General features: G+C 58.6%; 14 protein-coding genes. 4 read left to right on the forward strand and 10 right to left on the reverse strand.

The window, feature by feature from the left end:
• Positions 1-36: 36 nt before the first annotated feature.
• Positions 37-2787 (reverse strand): type VI secretion system Vgr family protein, encoded by a 2751-nt coding sequence (locus JYG32_RS12375; protein ID WP_213263696.1) that lies wholly within the window; start codon positions 2785-2787, stop codon positions 37-39.
• A 305-nt stretch (positions 2788-3092) separates the two neighbouring features.
• Positions 3093-3386, reverse strand: coding sequence for a pyridoxal-phosphate dependent enzyme (locus JYG32_RS12380; protein WP_213265424.1), 294 nt, complete (start codon positions 3384-3386; stop codon positions 3093-3095).
• Between the two features lie 632 nt (positions 3387-4018).
• Here JYG32_RS12380 and JYG32_RS12385 point away from each other — a divergent pair.
• Positions 4019-5764 carry a TIGR04141 family sporadically distributed protein gene (locus JYG32_RS12385; protein ID WP_213263697.1) on the forward strand — a complete coding sequence of 582 codons (1746 nt, stop codon included), beginning with the start codon at positions 4019-4021 and terminating at the stop codon, positions 5762-5764.
• A gap of 154 nt (positions 5765-5918) precedes the next feature.
• On the opposite strand, the gene JYG32_RS12390 is transcribed toward JYG32_RS12385, so the two are convergent.
• The gene (locus JYG32_RS12390; protein ID WP_213263698.1) at positions 5919-7382 is read right to left on the reverse strand and encodes an RES family NAD+ phosphorylase; all 1464 of its coding nucleotides are present in this window, start codon (positions 7380-7382) and stop codon (positions 5919-5921) included.
• A 420-nt stretch (positions 7383-7802) separates the two neighbouring features.
• Between JYG32_RS12390 and JYG32_RS12395 the strand changes: the two genes are divergently transcribed.
• Genes JYG32_RS12395 through JYG32_RS12405 form a run of 3 tightly spaced genes read left to right on the forward strand, consistent with a single transcriptional unit; the run spans position 7803 to position 10310 of the window.
• Positions 7803-8321, forward strand: coding sequence for a PAAR domain-containing protein (locus JYG32_RS12395; protein WP_213265425.1), 519 nt, complete (start codon positions 7803-7805; stop codon positions 8319-8321).
• The gene (locus JYG32_RS12400) at positions 8318-9073 is read left to right on the forward strand and encodes a VRR-NUC domain-containing protein (RefSeq protein ID WP_213263699.1); all 756 of its coding nucleotides are present in this window, start codon (positions 8318-8320) and stop codon (positions 9071-9073) included. Before JYG32_RS12395 ends, JYG32_RS12400 begins: the two co-directional genes overlap by 4 nt.
• 22 nt (positions 9074-9095) lie before the next feature.
• Complete coding sequence (locus JYG32_RS12405; RefSeq protein WP_213263700.1) at positions 9096-10310, forward strand: DUF3396 domain-containing protein; 1215 nt, start codon at positions 9096-9098, stop codon at positions 10308-10310.
• Here JYG32_RS12405 and JYG32_RS12410 read toward each other — a convergent pair.
• The 7 genes from JYG32_RS12410 to JYG32_RS12440 form a co-directional block, all read right to left on the reverse strand.
• On the reverse strand, positions 10307-11194 hold the full coding sequence (locus JYG32_RS12410; RefSeq protein WP_213263701.1) for a TIR domain-containing protein: 888 nt from the start codon (positions 11192-11194) through the stop codon (positions 10307-10309). The genes JYG32_RS12405 and JYG32_RS12410 overlap by 4 nt on opposite strands.
• Positions 11179-11793: a hypothetical protein gene (locus JYG32_RS12415; RefSeq protein WP_213263702.1), complete on the reverse strand. Its 615-nt coding sequence runs from the start codon at positions 11791-11793 to the stop codon at positions 11179-11181. Before JYG32_RS12415 ends, JYG32_RS12410 begins: the two co-directional genes overlap by 16 nt.
• Before the next feature lie 12 nt (positions 11794-11805).
• The gene (locus tag JYG32_RS12420; protein ID WP_213263703.1) at positions 11806-14493 is read right to left on the reverse strand and encodes a S8 family peptidase; all 2688 of its coding nucleotides are present in this window, start codon (positions 14491-14493) and stop codon (positions 11806-11808) included.
• 11 nt (positions 14494-14504) lie between these two features.
• Positions 14505-15500 carry an AAA family ATPase gene (locus tag JYG32_RS12425; RefSeq protein ID WP_213263704.1) on the reverse strand — a complete coding sequence of 332 codons (996 nt, stop codon included), beginning with the start codon at positions 15498-15500 and terminating at the stop codon, positions 14505-14507.
• Between the two features lie 128 nt (positions 15501-15628).
• A complete protein-coding gene (locus JYG32_RS12430) occupies positions 15629-15964 on the reverse strand; it encodes a transcriptional regulator (protein WP_213263705.1) in 336 nt (111 codons plus the stop codon).
• Between the two features lie 225 nt (positions 15965-16189).
• Positions 16190-19336: a type I restriction endonuclease subunit R gene (locus tag JYG32_RS12435; RefSeq protein WP_213263706.1), complete on the reverse strand. Its 3147-nt coding sequence runs from the start codon at positions 19334-19336 to the stop codon at positions 16190-16192.
• Entirely contained in the window at positions 19336-20076 is a 741-nt protein-coding gene (locus JYG32_RS12440; protein ID WP_249744629.1) for an abortive infection family protein, read from the reverse strand. Before JYG32_RS12440 ends, JYG32_RS12435 begins: the two co-directional genes overlap by 1 nt.
• Position 20077: the final 1 nt, after the last annotated feature.

A 20077-nucleotide genomic window follows, 5' to 3' on the forward strand; every position in this document is an offset into this window, starting at 1 on the left:
AGAAATGAATCGGTCATGCGTTACTCCCCGGAATGCTCAGATATTTTTCTTGATGAATTGCACGGTCAGTTGCTCGAACTGGTTGCCGTTGATTGGCGGCAGCTTGCCTGCCTCATCGGTTTTCTGGCCCAGCAAGTCGCCGGACACCTTCCTGACCTCGGCATCGAATCCCGGTGCGGGCTGCCCATCCGTCGCCCGAACCAGCTTCGGCACACGCCCGAGCGGCGAGTGGCTGAACGTCGGCAATTCGCCGCTCATGCTGGCGGGGCCCTGCCACGAGTGGCCGGCCGACTTCACCGTGAACGTTCCGGGGCAGCCCAATTCGATATTCGCCCCGTCAAGCTTCAGGTAAGCTCCACCGGACGTCATCAGCACGACCTGGTCCTTGCCTAGCACCGACGCCTTGCCGCCCGCCGCCGTCACCTGGAAATTCTTCGCGGAATCGATCTGCGTATCGTCGTTCTGACTTTGCATCAGCAACTTGCCTTGATTGGCGATCGTCGTGATGCCCGCGCTTTGAGCAAACAGCCACAGCCCGTTGCCGGCCTGCATGTTCAGCTTCTGGCCGCTCGTGAATTGCAGATGGTTGGCGGCAACCTGATCGATGTTCTCGCCCGCGTAGGTCACGTGCGTTTTCGGCGTGATGTTCAACGAACCGGCCTGCGCACCGAATGCCATCAGCGCCTGCGAAGCACCGTTGCCACTGGTTCCCGGCCCCCAGTCCTTGAACGCGGCGGAGAGCGTCGACTGCCCCGCCGTGTCGGTCGCTTGCCCGCCGTGCTGCCCTGCATAATCGCCAAGCGATTTGAACAGATCCGTGCACTGCTGGAGCAACTGGATCAGTTCGTCACGATCGAGCTGGCCGCCGCTCGCCTGGGTACGCGCGTAGGTCGTCAACAGCATCCCCTGCGCGGCGCGCAATGCCGCAGCGGCATCGGTCCGAAGTTCCGCGCCCTGGCCACGATCGGCGCCTTGCCCGTTATCGCGCGGCTGGGTCAGATACCCGAGATTCAACTGGGAATGAGCATGCTCGGACGCCAACTGCGCACTGATTTGCTTCGGCGTATCGTCGAGTCGAAGCTGGTTATACCGTTGCCCGCTGATCTCTTTCGTCTTGATGCCGGTCAGGTAGCGGTTACCGGGCAGACTGCCGGTATGACTGAATGACGCAGGCATGTTGGCGCCGTTCGGCAAGACCCCGAGGATGATCAGGCGATCGGGATCGCCGCCCAGGCAGCCCAACAGCACTTCTGTATTGACGCGCGGCAGAATGGTCTGGCCGAAGGTCGGCCCCGCCAGGCTCGATGCGACACGGATCGGTGCGCTGTCACCCAGGTTCCCGTTCGTTCCCGCACCTTGCGCATGTTGGTGATCCGCCGAGTCCTGGCCCAGGATCATCACGTACACGCAGCCGGTCTCGTCGCAAGTGACTTCGTCCGATCCGCTCCCGACCACGCGCCCCGTGATCAACGGCGTGAGCGGCAAATCGATCTTCGTGTCATAGATCGGCGTCAGCGGCGTGCCTCGCGGCACACACGTGAACTGGTTCTCGTAGCGCGTATCCTGATCGGCCGGATCCTGGTTGCCCGTCACCGGCGGCTGCTCGAGCGAGTGACTGGTCGAGAACAACATCTGCGCCCGTTCGCTCAGTTCCTTCGGCAAGTTGTTCCACACGTTGTGATGCAGCGACGTGAGCACGAACTGTCGCTGCTCGGCGGGCCGTGCATTCCAGTCCGAATCACCCGTGATCGTCACCCAGGTGCCGATCTGGAGATCGCGAATGCCACTCTTGCCGTCGTAACGGACCGCGTGCGCTTCGCGCGCCAGAATCCGGTCTTCGGTGATCCGGTCGAGATCCGCCCACGAGTCCGCCACGTGCGGACTCTCGATCACGATATCGGTCAGCAACTGGGCCAGGTCGTTGCCGGCTTCTCCCTGGTCGAGGCCTGCCGGTCGGCTCGATTGGTCCACGTTCGCCTTCCGGTAATCCCATGTCGGCCGGCTTGCTTCGCCCGAGATCAGTTCCTGGCGCATGGTCAGCACCGTGATCGTGTCGCGCTCTTCGGTGCCCGCATCGCGCGGATGCAGCCGCACCGTACCCGACGGCCCCTCGGACAACTTGTGCGGATCGTCGCAGAACACCATCGTGTGCACGGGCGGCTCGCCGTCATTCGGCTGGCCGCTCGCCCGCCCGGGACGGACGAACATCGTGATGCCGTCGCGGCGCAAGAGTCGCGACACGAAGCGGGCATCCGACTCGTTGACCTGGCGCATGTACGAACGCTTCGGATACCGGGATAGATTCAGTCCCGACAGATCAAACTCGAATGCACGGGCGAGCGTCTGGCTACGCTGCCGCCATTCGTTAAGCACGACGTTGAGCACGTCGATCACGTTCACGTTGCGGAAAATACGGGAATTGGTGCGCTTGTGGAGCAGATTCACCGCATCGGTCACGGTGAATTGGTAAATCGTGAGTTCACCATCGGATCGTCCGACCTGAACCGCGCTGATGATTGCGTTGATCGCGTGCTTGCCGCCGCGATCGGTAACCAGCCCGACCGATACGGGTGTACCGATAAACAGCTTGGGCGAGAGGTTTCCGTTTTGCGAAACGCAAGTCAGGCGGCCATCGATGCCGGTCATCATGCTTTCGCGAATACTCACATGCTGCAAGGCGAGCTGCGCGCCCAGGTCTTTTTGTGAAGCACCCCAGTTCAGTGTCACGGGGCGCCGATTCGTATCAATCCCCGATACGAAATTGCGGAACGCTTCTCGGATATTCACGACGGTCTCTCAGTTTGATTCGTTATGGCACCCGGACTTCCGGTGCGCTGTCGCTGTTTCGCGCGATTTTATCAAATTGTCATAAAAACAAGTTTGCCGCTTCCCGAAATTGACAATATTCCACAGAGCGCTGGCTCTAATGCACAAGACGGCCGGCGATACACCCGCAAATCGATTCTGGAATCAGACGATGCACATCGGCGGCAACGGCAAGTTACGTTGTGTCTATTTTCAAACCTTCACCAAGGGTTGCTTCGAGAGATACGCGCTCGGGAAAATGACGTCTCGCACAGCTAAATGCCCGATCAATAGGCGGGGTTGCCCTTCGACACCACCGCGACGAACGGATTGCTCTTCACGCCGCCGATGATCGCCAGGCCGGTACCGATGTTGCCCAACGTCAGTTCGACGACGGTCTGGCCCGGTCGTAACGCGCCGCTGCGTTCGGCTTTGTCGATAATGCCCTGCGCCGCGCGATCCTTCTTGGAGAATCCGCGGTTCAGGTAGCCGAGTTTCGCGAGAATGGTGCCTTCGAGGCCGTGCGCTTTCGTCAGCCGGTCGAGACGAACGAATGGTGTCGCGCCGATTGCGTCGACGATGAATCAAGCACTTTGCTCATGATGGCCTCCTGATCCGGAAGTGCATTAATCGTGAGCGACGTACTGCAGCCAGCGTGTCGAAGCGACGCTTGTAGGTTCTTGCGATGGAGATTCGCTCGACGTATCGGTCGATGTCGAAACGGTAAGCTGTGTGCTGCATGTCGCGGCCCGGGACGCACGACAATCCCCCCGGCCGGAAAAAGCGAACGCTGAAACGACGAAGGGCCGGGAGAAAAAATCTCCCGGCCCTTCATTCAATATGGTGCGGCTGCAGGAATGGAATTCATCCAGCACAACCTCGCCACACAATGCTTCCGGTAATTCGCCGATTTCTACGTGCCCCCAAATGTGCCCCCAATTCTTGGGAACACTTTGGTTCGGTTGCCCGCCCGACTTCAACGCTCTCTAACGGAAACGTGCGCAGCTGACGTCGACATCTGGCGACTGGACATCATTCTAGCGTACCGGACGGCGCTGGACGGGCGAACTCGCATAGGTCTGCAACCCGCAGCGTAACGGCATGGCGGCGGCATATCGCGGAACGTATTGGCGCACAATGCGCGCAACTTGTTGACGATTCCCCCTCATTCGGAGCACTGTTTCGAAACTCCGTATCGCGCCCACTCGGCGTGATGCTGGGAGAAAAGAAAATGCTTGCGGGGGCGATGATGAGAGAGCATCAAGCCAGGCGGGAACACCTTACGATATATCTCGTCAAGGATGCGAAGCTGACAGATGAGCAGATCGTCAAAACCGATCGGGCAAAGTCGCCGTACGGTCTGAAAATCAGCGAAGGAGTCGCTCGCCTTTACGCCAAGAAGACTTCGCGCCCGAAATTGCCCGACTGGGCTCCATTTCTCGTTCTCAACCAAGACGTGCCGCCCGACCTTTTCGAAGGTACCCGGTCCGAGGGGGCCGTCCTGCTAGTCCAGCATGCCGGCGCGCTTTTTGCGCTGTCGTTCGGGATGGGACATCACCTCATAAACCTGGATCTGGTCGAGCGCGACTTCGGATTGCGCGTAACGCTAAATTCGATCGATCCACTAAAGCTGCGCAGCCTCGACAAAGCGAGCCACGAAGTCAATCCGCTACATATACGGAGCCAGAGCGCGCGAGACGCCGACATATTCGATTTGAACATCGATCCAGAGCTCGACATGGTCCACGCAGTCACCGGAACATCAGAGGTCGCACTCTTTGGCGAACACATCAGCGGCCGCGACGCGTTGACAATCAACCCACCCGCGACTCTCGACGACCTCCCGAAGATTCTGGCCGAGGCGCTCGCCCGCCGGAACAAGCCTCTGCCCGAGCGATTCGCTTGGATCGACAATGTCCATCGAGTCCGCGATTCGACGATGATCGAATGTCTTGACGACGCGCTCACCGACGCCTTGCGATCAGATCCCCGGCCTGAAAACCTTTGGCTAGGAGAGCCTGAGATCGTGGACTGGGAAACGCAGATTGGCTACTCGTTCGACCAGCGATCGAGGACGGCGCGCCACCGTACACTGCAAATCGACCAGTTACTCGAGTACATCGCCGGGCACGGAGAAAAGCCGAGCGCGGCGCTCCTGCGGTCCATCTCGGTGCACGTAAACGACGCGAATTACCAGTCGATCAAGAGTTGGACCGCCTACCGGTGCCTATATGCGGAGCTTCCGATGGATAAGGAGACGTTCATTCTACGCAACGGCCTATGGTTCGAAGTCAGCAGGAAGTTCGTCGACGAAATCGACACCTACTTCAAGCGGCTCGACGCCGAGCTAGCGAAGATGCCTGTTTACCAACATGCCAACGAGGGCTTATACAACGAGAGCGTCGCAAAAGAGAATGCTGGATATGACCTGCTGGACAAAAAAAACATCTCGTTCGGCAACGCCTACGACAAGATCGAATTTTGCGATCTCGTGCGCGATGGTCGCGACCTGATCCACGTGAAGTTGTACCGAAGCTCAGCGACGCTCAGCCACCTCTTCGCCCAGGGGAGCGTTTCGGCGGAGACGTTCATGCGCCATGAAGAGTTTCGGGTCAAGCTCAATGAAAAGCTCCCCACCAGTATCAGGCTCGGCAACCCTCTCACGCGCCCAAAGGCCGAGAACTATCGGATCGTCTATGCCATCGCGACTACAAAGGAGCTTCCGAAGGACCTGCCGTTCTTTTCAAAAATTACCCTCAAGAACGCAATAATCGGGTTGAACGGGCTCGGCTTTCAAGTCGTGCTTGCGCGCATCGACATCCATCCTGACTTCCTGAAAACCGCAAACTACAAGCCTGCCCGCAATTCGACGGGATCAGCGAGGTCGGCAGCAACGCGGGGACACACAGCACAGCGGCGCGACATTCAAACTCCACCCTCACCTCCGCCTGCCACATAAATTTCGGTTCCCCGCGGATTTGCGGGGCGATGACTGCCGCACCCCACACCGGCCTTTCGGCGTCGCTTGAGCGAACCGGCGTTTGTGGGATTACTGCTGTCTTTGGAAACCGCGTGAGGTAACTGGTGCGCAGATTGCGAACGTAGTGCAGCGGCTAGAATTTGGGTTCCCGCTTCTCAAAGCGGTGGCGGTGAACCTGGAAAGGCGTAGTGCGCACCTCAACCGAGTTCACGTGATGGATCTTCACCGAATCGCATTCGACCTCGAGCGCCGGTTCGCGGAAATCGTCGTCCCAGCGCGATGGCCTAGCAGGATGGGTGGACAGCATCTCCATAATGTCTTGGTCAGGCGCCGACTGTGTCGGCGTCTGTTGTGGTGGCACCTTTTCCAGCACCGAATAATCGATTTCCCATCCGTCATCACTCCAGTGCCCGACGTTGACCATAATCTCAGCGTCTCTCGGCAGCGAGGCGTCCGCCACCTTGGCGGCGTGATGAAGTAGGACGATATTGCGCCCCGCATCCGTTTGGGCTGAAGGAAAGACGATCCCGTCGAGGCGCGGCTCGTTCACGGTTGCTAAGAAGTCGGCAACTGCCTGCGTCGGCAAATAGTCAAACGCTTCATCGTCAGGCATTACGGGCCGGGCCATCCAAATTCCTAGGGTCCGCAGAAATGCGGCCCGCTCGAGTCGGCGTTTCAGGGTGGCGTCGAAGATGCTGCCCATGACGTGTGCGTCCTTAAGAGCCGTCAAGTCGAGCAAACGCAAGGGCCGGGTAATGCGGAACTTCGCGACGGCGACTCTACTTCCGACAGGTGCGCGGACTTCCGCGATCGCCACGCTCGCGTCGGTCGCGCCGTAAAAAACTGAGATCCCCTGAGCGTTCATTCTCCCGGCGCGCGCCACATTGGGCGGCGGCGAGCCGAGATTGCTGTCCGGGCGGCGCAGAGCTTCTTCAAGCGCACTGTCGGCCTGGAACACTCGGGCGCGATAGAGATGATTGAGTGAGGTCTCTGGTCCAGCGTCGACGACTAGGGGACGAGCGTCCCGCGCTTTTAGCTCGTCAATGCCGCCAAAGACTTGAGCGAGGTGGTCAGCAGCTGCGAGGCTGAAGAACCGCGCTTGAGTCTTTAGCGAATGTACAAAGGAAAACCACTCCTCTTGCCAACCGCGATCATCGGGTCCCCTTTCCGCGTAGTACGAACCCGATGAGAACTCCGATTCCTCGCCCATAGCGTCCTTGTCAAAGTCGCCGTAGCGCTCCTCAAGGATTGTAAGAACGTCCTCCGCAGCCTCCTGAGGAATTTGCGCGGCGTCGGCAATCGCATCGAGCACCGGGAAACCATCGCGATCCCAAATATAGTCCGATTCTTTGTCGGCCAGCATGCGCTCCTGCCACCAGTTCGGTTGGTCCGACGTGCGGATGTAGTGCTCCTCGAACGCCGTTTCGATGCGCTCTGCGAGGTCGTCGATGGTGAGGGACGGCGCTGTGTCACCGCAGTAGTCGCATGCACCCTCGTCGGCGGATTGCTCGATCTCGGTAGAGAGATAGTCTTCGCCGACGCACACATGGCAGATGCGTTTGGTGGTCAAGTCGTCATCATTGTCGGTGTCGGACATGGATCGCGATTCTTGCTTATTGCATGCCGCCTACGTCGGGGATGAGTGACTATTCGCCGCCGAGAACCGTGATCGCGCGGGGGCTCAATCGCGACGCTATCCATCAATGTATCAGCAGCGCGTTCTGCTCGGCAACGATTCACGAGGCAATCCTCAAGCTGCATCGCCAAGAGTTCGCGTTGACAGCTAGAACCAGTAGCGGTCAATTCTGTCCGGTTCACCGTCAAGGCGGCGCAGCCATCCCTTCCTTGACGCCGTGCGTCGTACCGTTCCAGCGCCTTCGATCGCTCCCCAGAATCTCGCTGAACCTGTAGCGACCGCAGAGGCAGCATGCGAAAACTGCAAATGTTGACAGGGTGGTCTTGGGAAAACCCGCTGTGCTACATTCCTCCGACAAAAAAAAGAGAGAGGGCATGCAATATGGGTTTTGCGTTCATTCGCGAGGGCGACACGACCTCGCACGGCGGTCGCGTGCTTGCGTGTTCGCCGGAGAATAAGTCAGACGGCGTCGCCCTCGCGCTCTTGGGTGACAAGGTGTCGTGTCCCAAGTGTGGCGGGATCTATCCGATCGTCGGGGTCAAGAATCTCGGCGTGACGTTCGACGGTCGGCCCGTCGCCTCCGAAGGCGACACGACAGCATGTGGGGCCACGCTCATCGCCTCGCAGAACAATACAACGGCCGAACCAACTAGCGGTGGTTCGATAGGCGGCGGGAAAAGCGTCCTATCCGAGACGAACCCGCAAACGCCTTATCGCGGGCGCTTTCAGGTGCTCGATGACATCACGCGCAAGCCCGTCGCGGGACACCCATACACGGTCAGGTCGTCGGATGGTCGCGTGATCCAAGGCAAGACGGACGGGAACGGGTTCACAGAATGGCTTGAGGGGCATGACGCTTCGTCGCTGATGTTCAGCCATCCCGGGAGCGAGGGAGCATGAGCGACTACGGTCCGGGCTCCATGACTGGTGGGGTCTCGCCTAAAGGTCAAACGACCCCCGTAGGCGTCAGCGGTCGTTTGTCGAAAAAAGATCGCATGGTTCTTTGCCAGGTGCTTTGCAAGTGCAAAAAGATCGGCGTTGCGACTCGTAACGGCCGAATACAGCGCCAACGATGCGTTCAGCAACGGTTGGACTTCGCGAACGAGATTTCGCAGATGGAAACCGGCGCGCCGACCGAGTACAAACCTGAACAGACCTACAACATGAAAGCGGTACCTCCGGAGCCGGTGACGGACCCGGATGATCCGCTACGTCCGCATTCTGACATCCACCAGTGGATCAACGACTACTGGCCCGGCGGCCGCAAGAAGTACAAAGCGGGCCAAGGCAATCTTCGCCGGCCGGATGTTGTGGTCGTCAACGACCCCACGCAGCCGCCTGTCCAGGCAAACATTAAAATGGTGGTTGAATACAAGTTCCCACCGGACGATTTCTCTCGCGATCAGCGGCAGGACTACATCGAAATAGCGGGCTCACAATCGAAGTTCGTGAGACTTGGTCCTGCGGAGTGCGGATGCGGTGACGACGACCAGAACGGTCAAGAATCAACCCAGCGTCAGTCGAAGTCATCGACGTCCGACCTGGACGACCTTGCCGGCCAAAGTGGCGGAAACGGCGGCAGTTCGCTCCCCGGAGGCGGCAGTCTTCCGCTGCCGCCTCCGGGAAGGCTCCCTCCTGGCATATTGCCTTGACGGCGTGATGGAACGATGAGACATGAATGAAGAGCAGATGAAAGCCTGGGTCGCCGATCCGAATCGCGCAGACACACTGCCGTTCGGCTTCTACGAGCCAGCCTATCGCAAGGGAATCACCGGCGCGGCGCTCGTGGTGCGCGGCGTTGTCTACTTTCGCAACGGTCACACGCCTGCCGTGCGCGCTGCACTCGTGAAGTGTTTCGCGCAGTACAACGCGACGATCACCGAATACGCCCAAGCGCTGGCCCGTGCGCTCGGGGAAAAGCCGCAGAAGGATGGCCCGCTGCGCTGGTTCTATTCGGAAGGCGAGCAGCCTATGCCGATCGACAAGGCTCCAGGACTGGACACCCTGGCGACGACAGTGCCCGCGGACGAGGCGTTGGCCGTGCAAATGACGAGCGCCGACCACAAGCTTGCGACGGGTTTCTACGATTTCGGCGTGTTCACGGTAGCCGATTGGAAAGCTACTCTCTCCGGCAATCTGGACGTGCTTGACTTCACCTTCCCCCGTGCTTTCCTCGAGCACCGGCCGGGGGTGTTCCAGGCGTTGTTTGCTGCGTTCTGTGAAGTCCTCCCGACGGTATACGGGCACGCCGGTTTTGGGGTGAACCTGCCACCAATGGAGCAAGAAGCAAACGAGGCGACGGAGTATTTCTTCGCTCGTCGGTACGGCCCCGGAATCGACGTTGGCGATCCGATGGGTTATAGCACGGTAAGATTGGCCGGCAAGATCAAAACCGTGGATTGGATCGTTGCCCTGAATGCGGACCTCGTACGCGCGGCCGGAGGACCGACCTCATGGACGTTGCCTCCCGACTGGTTCGTTCGTCAACCGTTGGGCACTGATGGTTTGATCATCCAAGCAGGTGCCGCGCCCCAATCCGGCATTTCGGACGGACTTGGCAAGTCGCCGCTGCCGCCGCCAGCGTACGTCCTGCTCAACGCAGCGCTGCGCCCGATCATCGCCGAGGACATGGACATTCTCCAGCGCGGAACGCTCGACAGTACCGCCCCGCTACTGAACACCACGGTGGCAACCGAAGCTTGGCTGAAGCGCTTCGACCTGCCGCCCGACCAGGTGACCGAACAATGGCGCGAGCTGCACAAAACGCCGACGGTCGGTAGCAGCAAAGCGGCGGTCGCCGCCAACCTCTTGCGGCTTCGGAAGGCCATGGGACTGCCCGAGCCCGTGCCGTCGAACGGGTTCGGATACGACGGTGGCTCGCCGGGCTAACGAACGTTTAGAGCAACACAGAAACGGGGCCGCAAGGCCCCGTTGTCATGTGCGCGTTGGCCGCTCCGAGCCTGCCACCTGAGCACCGACTGGTCAGGTGGTACGGCTTCCCCCTCGGCCCTTGCAGCGGTAGTGTGACGGGCAATGCTCGCATGAGCACGCCGTACCATCAGTCGTTCGCCGACACGTCCCGCGTCGGGAACTGGCCGGCAGTCCCTATCCTTGTAGCCGATGATCTGCACGATCGGCACTGCCTCCTCGCGCGCAATCGCTACTTCTTGCAAGACACCTCTTGCTCGGTATGTCTGTGTACCGGTAATTACGAGAACGATCTCGGCCCGCCGAATAGCCGATCTCGCCTTGTTAACCCAGTCTCGTTCGGGCGCGGCCTCCTTGAGCGAATGATCAAAGATGTCGAACGGAGAATCCGGCAGTCGCGCTTGCCCAATGATGAAGTCCTTTAGCACTCGATCATGGTCGAAATCGAAACTCACAAAAACGCGCTCCTTCACTGCGGCCCCTCCCTTGATTGCCTTCCTGACTTGCGTTCCCGCAAACGCGCCTGCGATAACGCCGCCGAAGCCAGGTGCAATTGCGTTCCCCGCAATGCCGCCGAGCAACATCGCTAGTGCTGAACTCGGCGAAAGTTTGCCGTTGTGGGCCGCGCAATAGTCCTCACCACTCAACGCCTGGTTGAGGCATCTTCGTCCTTTCGTTGTCTGCGCAGCACATCTCGTCATTGGCCAATCCTTTCCACGCACTGCCGCGCGCGCGACAGCCGACACTGCTCTTAGTTTGTTACCGTGGCACTTCCAGTTTGCAGCAAAGGCTTTAGCCAAAGCGATCTGATGGATCGCGCCGGCGGACATCAGATCGCTGTCCAACCAAGCGTAGCCTCGATCCGTTTACGATACGGTGTGACCACTTGGCGCGGCGCCCTTCTGACATACTCCTCGGCACGGTCGCGCTCTTCGCCCGACAAGCCGGACAGGTAATTTACGACTTCGTTCATGACAGGCTTGCGCTCCTCATCGTCGAACTTCGGGGGTAACGCCGTCCAGACCACGCCATCGACATTCTTTAGCTTGGTCCAATCGCGCAGGTCCAGCATGATCTCCGGCAATTGCCCGTGTCCGACTTGCCAAGATCCGACCAACCTGTCGCGACTCCTCTCAGGGATACCTTCCCTCGCGCCGAGCACGTGACGAGCCGCCGCCATGTCGGCAACGTCCATGATCACCCATAGCGAGCGAACGGTCGGCGTGTCCCGATCCAGAACAAACGTGATCCGGCCGTCCCCGGACTGACGCGCAAGCTCCACCTGAACGAGCGGTCCGTCCTCGAACCAGCGGGACCGGATAGGCAAGTCACCCCAGTTCCAAACCAGTGATCCCCAACCCAGGCATACGAAAGTCGCCACCGTTATCTCCCCTTGACGTGGTCGCTCACGCCCATCAATCAAAGCTGATGTCAGGCGCGCCATGCGATCCCGTCTCTACACCTCGCCCTCGGACACCTCAAGTTGAACTTCCTGCTCGATTTCACCCGCTTCAGTTTGTAGCTCAGCAATTGCCGCGCGAAGCGGCTCATACAGCTCTATCCTGCCGCCCACCGCCTCAAACGTTACCGCTAGAGCATATCGCGCAACCGAATCTGGATCGTGACTCCAGCCCTGATGGCCGACAACCGCAATGCAAAAATGATCTGGCAACGTATTTGATTGAACAACTGCCCAATCTTTCTGGACGGTGCCACTACTTCGCTTAAAGTCCCTAACGAAACCAAATTGCGGCTTCTCATTGAGCGTCCAAGGCAACGACGTGCCGGGCAACGGCTCCCCATCATTTACCGCGTCCTTCATAGCCCGCACGCGGAAATCGTTTAGCCCCTCACCAAGATGACTGGTCTTCCAGTCAACCCAAGTAGATAAGTATCGGCGAAGGTGTCGTCGCGTACGCCTCGGCTGTGCAACGTAAGACAAAGTTACGTCGATGCGAATATCGAACTCGTCGGCCTGTTGACGTAACTCGGGAGGAATCGGCACTTGGTAAATGTGGCATTCCGCCGCATGAATTGCAGTCTCACCGCTGGTAATCAGCGTCGTGCGATGGTCCGTGTTCGAAGTTGCACGACCTTCGTCTGGTATCCCGTACCCCAAGCATCGTAAAGTCCGAGATGCTGCGGCGAGAAGATCATCCTTTTGAGTTCGCGTCATTTCAACCGCAGAATTGCGCAGTCGCGTCAGGATGCTTTCGGCCCATTCAGGCCATTTCGCCGATTGCACAACGAGTGCGCGATAGAGCAGTGCTGGCTCGGCCGGCAACACACTTTGTATCTTCGCAGCAATCCGCGCGACTTTCGGGGCCGCGTACGAAGTGCCAGCATCGTCACGGTCGAACGCTGGGCCCGGCGCGTACAACGTTGACCGAACTAAACTTGGGCAAGCATTCGCGACTCGTCCCCCTCCCTGGACATCGGGTGGATTATTGTTCGTCCGAACGGCATCGCCACCGTAAGCGACCACTTCGGGTTTGATCACACTCCAGATGCCCGGCCCCGTCCGTGAAAACGCCGACGGGTCGCCCGTTTGCGTCGCGAACGTCCTCCATGCGCCGGACTCCGCAACGTCATAGGCGACGGAGCCGACCGTTAACGCCTGCAGGCTCTGGCCAGGATTGGCGATGCGAGCAGCACTCTCATAGAGGTACTGGGGATACTCCCTGCCCGCAGTCAGGTGATCCGCGATCCCAATGAACGGGGCGGTACCCTGAATTGGCAAATTCCCTGCGCTTTGGACGATCAGCACATCGCGCTCGTTGCAAAGCTGATCTATCTCTGCCGCCCACGATGACATATACCGCGTGCGACAGTAGCCTCGCGCGTTAATGGAATGATTGAAAATCCTAGTTTGTCTCGGCCCGTCGTTGAAGCGCTCGATTGCGGCTCTCAGCGCTTCGGGCGGAAACAGTTCGACCGGCATTTGGTTCTGTGCATCGAGAACCCGTGCATTCTGAATCCAAAACGGCAACTGAGGAGCCCCAGCGTTCGGAACGTCTTCGCCGTATAGAACGGCGCCCGCCACACGCGTCCCGTGTCCGCCCGGTGCAACCTCGTCCTGAACGGCACTCGTCGGCGCCGTCGGTAGAAAACAGTGAGACGTGTTTTGGTCGACGGCAGGTTGGAGAAACGTGTGGCCTTCCTGTATCCCACTATCAATAACGCAAACAGTAGGGGCTGCTGCATGAGGCGAGATAGGCATGACCTGCACAGCGGCGGCTGCCGCTTGGGCGGCACCCGCTTGGGGAAGGACGATGTCTTCGGGCTCGATAACCTCGAAGATATATGGGTAATTCAAGACGAAGTCCTTGAGCCCCTTTCCAACTATTCTCAGCCTTACTGTGAAACTGTCGGGCAAGACACCGGCGTCGAATGGCGCACCATCGATGTTGTGCAGGATTTCACCTTGGTAGAACGCCTTCAAACGTTCGATCTGGTTCTCACGCTCGATCTTCAGTACTTCCCATGCGTCATACGCTTCATTGCGCGCCCTTGCCCACTCCAGTTCCTTTGCTGCCCAGCTTGCGTCAGTGTCCCGTCTGCCGCGCGTTGGCGGTGAAGGAATTTCTTGGGTTCCCGCACAGGCAATACCCACGTCTACAATGAAAATTTGTTCGTCCGCGATGTTGTCCCATTCAGCGTATAGGCGTTCGGACAAAATGCGGTTCAACCGGTCCGCTTGCGTCGGATCGTCGAACAACTGGTGAATGCTTGCGATGGTGGCAGATCCATGCACCGCGACTGCAAAGCCATCGATCATCGCCAAGAAAAGGGCTGCATCTATATCTTCCGATGCAACGATGACATAGCCCTCCTCTTGCTCGGCAACAATCTCGAAAGAGAACTTCTCCCGCAGTACGTCAAGATCGAGCCCAGTATCGACTTTGAGCAAAATTGGGATACCGGTCGGCAGAACGGGGAGCCCTTGTGCGTCTCTCTCAGTTCGTCGCTCCCGCCAATTTTCCGACAGCGACTGGGCAGCTCCACGGAGGTGCGCACCATGTGCTTGCCGAGCGTTCTTGTTGGCTAGAGTCTGGGGATTGGTCTTCCCGCCACCGGATAATCGGGCCCTGCCGTGATAGCGAAGGAGTAGCGGCAGATGTTCAAAGTTATGTTGTTCAGGCATCCGTCATACCCTTACGCGGCGTCGTGCCGCTGCAACTCATCGATAGCCTGAACGAGCATCGCCTGCGACAGCGTATGGTCTCCGACGAGCACGGCAGCTTTAGCAGCATCCTGCGCTGCCTTAACTACCATTGCAGCAGACGACCCATTTAGCTTGGTAGCCAGTTGATCCCATCGCATCGGCTGCTCCGTCCGGACAGTCGACAACGTCATGCGAAGCAGCTTCTCGATTTCAGTTGGCCCGGGCAACGGGATAGAGAAAACATCATCGAATCGGCGAAAGAGGGCAGGGTCCAATGCAGACTCGAGGTTTGTCGTCGCTACGAGAAGACCCGGTGCATCGTATTCTTCCATCAACTGCAGCAGTGAGTTGACTATCCGCGACACTTCACCAATGTCCTTCGAGTTCGTCCGAGAGCGGGCGATGAAATCACACTCGTCCAAAAGCAGAACGCATGGCTTCTCCTTCGCCGCACCGAAGATGGTTCGAAGATTCTGGGCTGACTCTCCGAAGAACGACGAGATGAGAACGTCGAATCGGACTTTCATCAATGGCAAACCCGTGTTCCAAGCTAACCTCTTCGCCCCCAGAGACTTGCCACAACCCGGTGGGCCATACAGCAGCACTGTTTTTCTTGGCTTCAGACCAAACGTTCGCAAGCGATCCCGGGCCGCATATTCCGCTTCAATTCTCGAAAAACGCTGCTCGACTGAATCGGGTAGCACCATGTGGTGTTCAAGGTGCTCGGTTGGGATCAGAGTCGCTAGGTTCTCCCCATACCTGCGGCTAAGGGGTAGCTCTTTCAGCGTACGATCAACGTCCGGAACGGAAGGTGCTGCCGGCCGCTTGGCCTTGGGCTGTTTGAGGATTGCTTCAAGCTGAGCGGCCAAACGCACATGCCCGGTCTTGCGCTCCGACTCGACAATCTTTCCCGCAAGGCGCTCGAGATCGCTCTGTGAGCCGTCTGCGATGGCTCGTACTACTCTTTTCAGAATTTCGGCATTCATGCGATTTCACCCTCTATCAGCGAACTATCCGCGTCGCGAGCAGCACGCCGATAGTCAAAGATTCGATTTCGTCGCGGCCCACACGCGGCGCCTGCGACTGACTGCAGCCTACGGTTCGCTTGCATAGATCAGGTACGCCCGCCGCGTCGAGTTGTAACGTTTAGCGTTAGACCGGCATGACGTTGTAGATGGCTGATGACGGTGAACAAATTCCTCGCTTGCGGATTACCCGATGGACCAAACATCCGAATCAAGCTCTTAGGGGAAGCCCCTGTCGCGGCACCGAGTCTTTCAAACCCCACCGTCGCCTTGATGTAGTCACGCAGCATGGCCTTGCCGGCGTCCACGTCGCCAGCCAGCATCGTTTCGACACCTTGCTTGAACAGGTCGTTACCGAACTTTGGATCAGCAAGCACCCGCGCCTGGATGGTCTCTTTAAACGTTCGTGTCAGAGCCATTGCCATACCACCCCTATGTAGCCGACACCGCTCTATGGAAGCGGGCGCAGTTGCTCTTTCATGGTAGCGCTTATGTTACCAGCTTTCTTGGCGACCGCTTATCACCTTATCGCCCTCCGACACCGCGTTCGTGAGCTGGATCTGCCTCAGAATCTGGTAGTCGATAGCACGCCGCAGCGTGATGTGGAACGCCTCCAAATTTGCATTGATCCCGAGATGGACGTGTTGTTCTCAACGCGAAACCGACCACCCCGACGACAACGCCTCGGCCTGTTGCAGCACCGTCTGCACGGCAGAGTCTTGCAGGTCAGGTGGATAGCCGTACTTCCGCAGGATGCGCTTTACCAATACCCGCATCCGGGCTCGTGCGGAGTCACGATGAGCCCAATCCACCGATACGTTTTCCCTGAGACTCACCAAAAGCTCGTGAGCGATCAACCGAAGCTTGTCGTCACCCATCATCTGCACTGCATTGTCATTCTCGGCCAGTGCGTCGTAGAAAGCGATCTCTTCATCAGACAGCCCCGACTCCTCTCCCCGCTGACGGGCAGCCCGGATGTCCTTGGCCAGTTGGATCAGCTCCTGCAGCACTTCAACTGTGGTGATGGCGTTGGCGTGGTAGCGGGCCACGGCGTCCTCCAGACGTTCAGAGAAGGCCTTGGTCTGCACCACGTTGGCCTTGCTGCGCGAGCGGATGCCGTCGTTGATTAGCTTTCGCAAGGCTTCCAGTGCAAGATTCTTCTTCTCCATCTGCTGAACTTCGGCAAGGAACTCATCGGAGAGGATGGAGATGTCCGGGCTCTTGATTCCCGCGGCAGCCAGAATGTCTACGATCTCGGTCGACACCACGGCACGGCTCACAATCTGCTGGATCGCCAATTCACGTTCTTGCTCGGTGACACCAGAGCCTGTAACACTCTTCACTAGCGCAGCACGAATCGCCTGGAAGAAGCCGACCTCCTCTCGGATTTGTCGGGCCTCGTCGGAGGCAGACGCCAGAGCGAACGCTTTGGACAGAGCCAGCACGGCGTCTTGGTATCGGCGATGTGCGTTCTTCTTGCCTTCTTTGGTTTTCTCTTTCGCTGCCAGTTCCTGTTGCAGATCGAGAATCCATTCGATGGCTCCCGCCATCATCGCGAGGCGATCCTGAGGTGTTCCGCTCATCGCGGAAACGTAATCGAAGCCGTGATACATATCCCGCACGACCTCGTATTTCTCCATCATCACGGCGATAGCCTGTGCTTCGTCAACACCGGTGTTTTCCTGGTCGTTCTTCGAGTACTGCTGGAGAGCCGACTTGAGATTCTGAGCAATGCCAATGTAGTCAACAATCAGGCCTGCAGGCTTGTCTCGGAATACGCGGTTCACGCGCGCAATCGCCTGCATCAGGCCATGCCCTTGCATCGGCTTATCCACATACATCGTGTGCATGCAGGGCGCATCAAAGCCGGTGAGCCACATATCCCGAACAATCACCAGCTTGAGCGGGTCTTTCGGATCGCGGGCACGCTTGGCCAAAAGATCGCGCCGGGCCTTATTGCCAATGTGTTGTTGCCAGTCCTGCGGATCGCTCGCTGCCCCCGTCATCACAATCTTGACTGAACCAGCGTTGTCATCGGCGCTGTGCCAGTTGGGGCGCAGCTTGACAATCTCATCGTACAGCTTCACGCAAATGCGGCGGCTCATGCACACCACCATCGCCTTGCCATCCAGAGCAGCCGCGCGATCTTCGAAGTGGCCGACCATGTCCTTGGCAACCAGGGCGAGACGCTTGTCGCTGCCCACCAAGGCTTCGACCGTTGACCACTTCTTCTTGAAGCGTTCTTGATCGGCTTCGGATTGCTCCTCGGTCAGTTCGTCAACATCGGCATCAATCTTCGGCTTCTCGTCCTCGTCGAGTTCGATGCGCGCAAGTCGAGACTCGTAGTAGATCGGCACTGTTGCGCCGTCCTCGACCGCCCGACTGATGTCGTAGACATCGATGTAGTTGCCGAACACGGCTGGCGTGTTGACGTCGTCAGCTTCAATCGGCGTTCCGGTGAAACCGATAAATGACGCGTTGGGCAGTGCGTCGCGAAGGTACTTGGCGAATCCATAGGAGATCTCGCCCGTCTTGGCCTCCATCTTCGCGCGGAAACCGTACTGGCTCCGGTGCGCCTCGTCGGCAATGACGACTACGTTGCGGCGGTCTGTGAGCTTCGGGTACTCGCTCTCTCCGGTTTCGGGGGCGAACTTCTGAATCGTCGTGAACACCACGCCACCAGATGCCCGGCTCAACACCCTTTGCAAGTCTTCGCGACTCTCGGCCTGCACCGGTGTTTGCCGAATCAGATCGCGGCACATTGAGAAGGTCGAGAAGAGCTGGTCGTCAAGGTCATTTCGGTCGGTCAGAACCACCAGCGTCGGGTTGGCCATTTCCCGGTGTTTGACTAGCTGGCCGGCATAGAACGCCATCAAGAGACTCTTGCCTGAGCCTTGGGTGTGCCAGATGACACCGACCCGTTGATTACCCTCCGGGGAGGATGCAGCCAAGGTGCTGCTGACCGCGTGCCGCACCGCGTGGAACTGATGGTAGCCCGCGATAATCTTGACCAAGCCTGAACCGGTTTCGCCGAAGACCGTGAAGTGCCATAACAGGTCGAGCAGGCGACGATGCTCAAACACGCCTTCAATCAACGTTGAAAGTTCCGGCGCCCCCTTTGGGGCAACATCCTTACCGTCCGTGGTACGCCAAGGCATGAATCGCTCCAAGTCGGCTGAAAGCGAGCCAACACGGGCAACGATCCCGTCCGAGGTTACCAACAGCGCGTTAGTGCGGAACAGTGCCGGGATCTGCTTCTTGTACGTCTGAAGCTGGTTGAACGCCCCAACCAGCGTTGCGTTGCCGTTCCCGGGCGCCTTTAACTCGATCACGCCGAGCGGCAGGCCGTTCACGAACACGACGACATCAGGACGTCGGTTGTATTGACCGGCAATGACGACGAATTGGCTCACGGCTAGCCAGTCGTTCCGCTCCGGGTGCTCGAAATCGATAAGTGCGACCTTGCCTGCAGTCAGCGTGCCATCGTCAGCATAGTACTCAACGTCCACGCCCTCAGTCATCAGTCTGTGGATGCGACGGTTTTCTTCAAGCAGCGAGGGCAGCTCGGACTGCATCACTTTGCGAATAGCATCCTGCCTAGCTTCAAGCGGCAGGCTCGGGTTGAGACGCGCGACCGCCTCCTCGAACCGCTTTTTGAGCAAAACCTCATCGTGGCTCTCGCGCTCGGGGCGATGACCATCGGGGCCAATGTCCTCCTCACGCTCGATGCTGTAGTCGAGCGTGCGCAGTTGATCAAGCAACGCTTGCTCTACGGCGGCCTCCGACAGAAATGCCATTACTGTTCTCCTTGTTGTTCGATCGGCTCCTCGACCGGAGCCGCTGCCCCGCGTGCAGCATTCAGAGCCTCGACGTAGGCATCCCGATCCAATTGGTACAGTAGCCGGCTCACTTCGATTTTGAGCGGCAGGTCGTCGCCCGCCGGAAGCAGAAAACGCAAGGTCGGCGAATCGTCGTCCTCGGAATCCACAGCCAAACCGACATGCGCGTCGATTAGCGCGTTATCAGCCGCAAATCGCTCCCATGGCTCGCGAGAGCTGATCGGATCAAGTTGCGCGTTCAAATAGGACTGGTGCAGGAAGGCAACAACCGCGTCCGCCGCCAACACCGCCGCGCGGCGGTGATAGATGGTCAAAACTTGGATAAACCCATCTTTCCCATGGCTCAATGGTCCGCCGTCATTTCGAAGGACACGGAGGGACTCTGCCAATCCGTTGTGATGCTTGATAAGGTCTGCAAATTTCCTATGCCGGATGTCGCCAAGCTTCAAGACCCGCGTTGCGGCCGAAACCCATTCAGTTATAGGCGCATCGTCTTTTTGTGGTTTTAGTGGCGACGTTCGATCGTCAAGCTCATCGATAATTACTCGGCAAACGCACTCCACCATTCCCTTCGCGGCGTCGATAGACGCATCGCTCCCACTTTCTAAGCTTGCTTGTAGCGCCTCGAATGTGTGCTGAAGCATTGTTGCACTACGCCAATGTGTGCAGGCCTCGCGAATGCCGGGACACCAGTCCATA

This window comes from Burkholderia pyrrocinia (assembly GCF_018417535.1).
Lineage (GTDB): Bacteria > Pseudomonadota > Gammaproteobacteria > Burkholderiales > Burkholderiaceae > Burkholderia > Burkholderia pyrrocinia_E.

What these genes read in the sequence shown, in the direction of transcription:
- JYG32_RS12385 (WP_213263697.1), top strand. Translation starts at nt 4,019, where the DNA reads ATGCTGGGAGAAAAGAAAATGCTTGCGGGGGCGATGATGAGAGAGCAT.
- JYG32_RS12390 (WP_213263698.1), bottom strand. Translation starts at nt 7,382, where the DNA reads ATGTCCGACACCGACAATGATGACGACTTGACCACCAAACGCATCTGC.
- JYG32_RS12395 (WP_213265425.1), top strand. Translation starts at nt 7,803, where the DNA reads ATGGGTTTTGCGTTCATTCGCGAGGGCGACACGACCTCGCACGGCGGT.
- JYG32_RS12400 (WP_213263699.1), top strand. Translation starts at nt 8,318, where the DNA reads ATGAGCGACTACGGTCCGGGCTCCATGACTGGTGGGGTCTCGCCTAAA.
- JYG32_RS12405 (WP_213263700.1), top strand. Translation starts at nt 9,096, where the DNA reads ATGAATGAAGAGCAGATGAAAGCCTGGGTCGCCGATCCGAATCGCGCA.
- JYG32_RS12415 (WP_213263702.1), bottom strand. Translation starts at nt 11,793, where the DNA reads ATGGCGCGCCTGACATCAGCTTTGATTGATGGGCGTGAGCGACCACGT.
- JYG32_RS12420 (WP_213263703.1), bottom strand. Translation starts at nt 14,493, where the DNA reads ATGCCTGAACAACATAACTTTGAACATCTGCCGCTACTCCTTCGCTAT.
- JYG32_RS12425 (WP_213263704.1), bottom strand. Translation starts at nt 15,500, where the DNA reads ATGAATGCCGAAATTCTGAAAAGAGTAGTACGAGCCATCGCAGACGGC.
- JYG32_RS12430 (WP_213263705.1), bottom strand. Translation starts at nt 15,964, where the DNA reads ATGGCAATGGCTCTGACACGAACGTTTAAAGAGACCATCCAGGCGCGG.
- JYG32_RS12435 (WP_213263706.1), bottom strand. Translation starts at nt 19,336, where the DNA reads ATGGCATTTCTGTCGGAGGCCGCCGTAGAGCAAGCGTTGCTTGATCAA.
- JYG32_RS12440 (WP_249744629.1), bottom strand. Translation starts at nt 20,076, where the DNA reads ATGGACTGGTGTCCCGGCATTCGCGAGGCCTGCACACATTGGCGTAGT.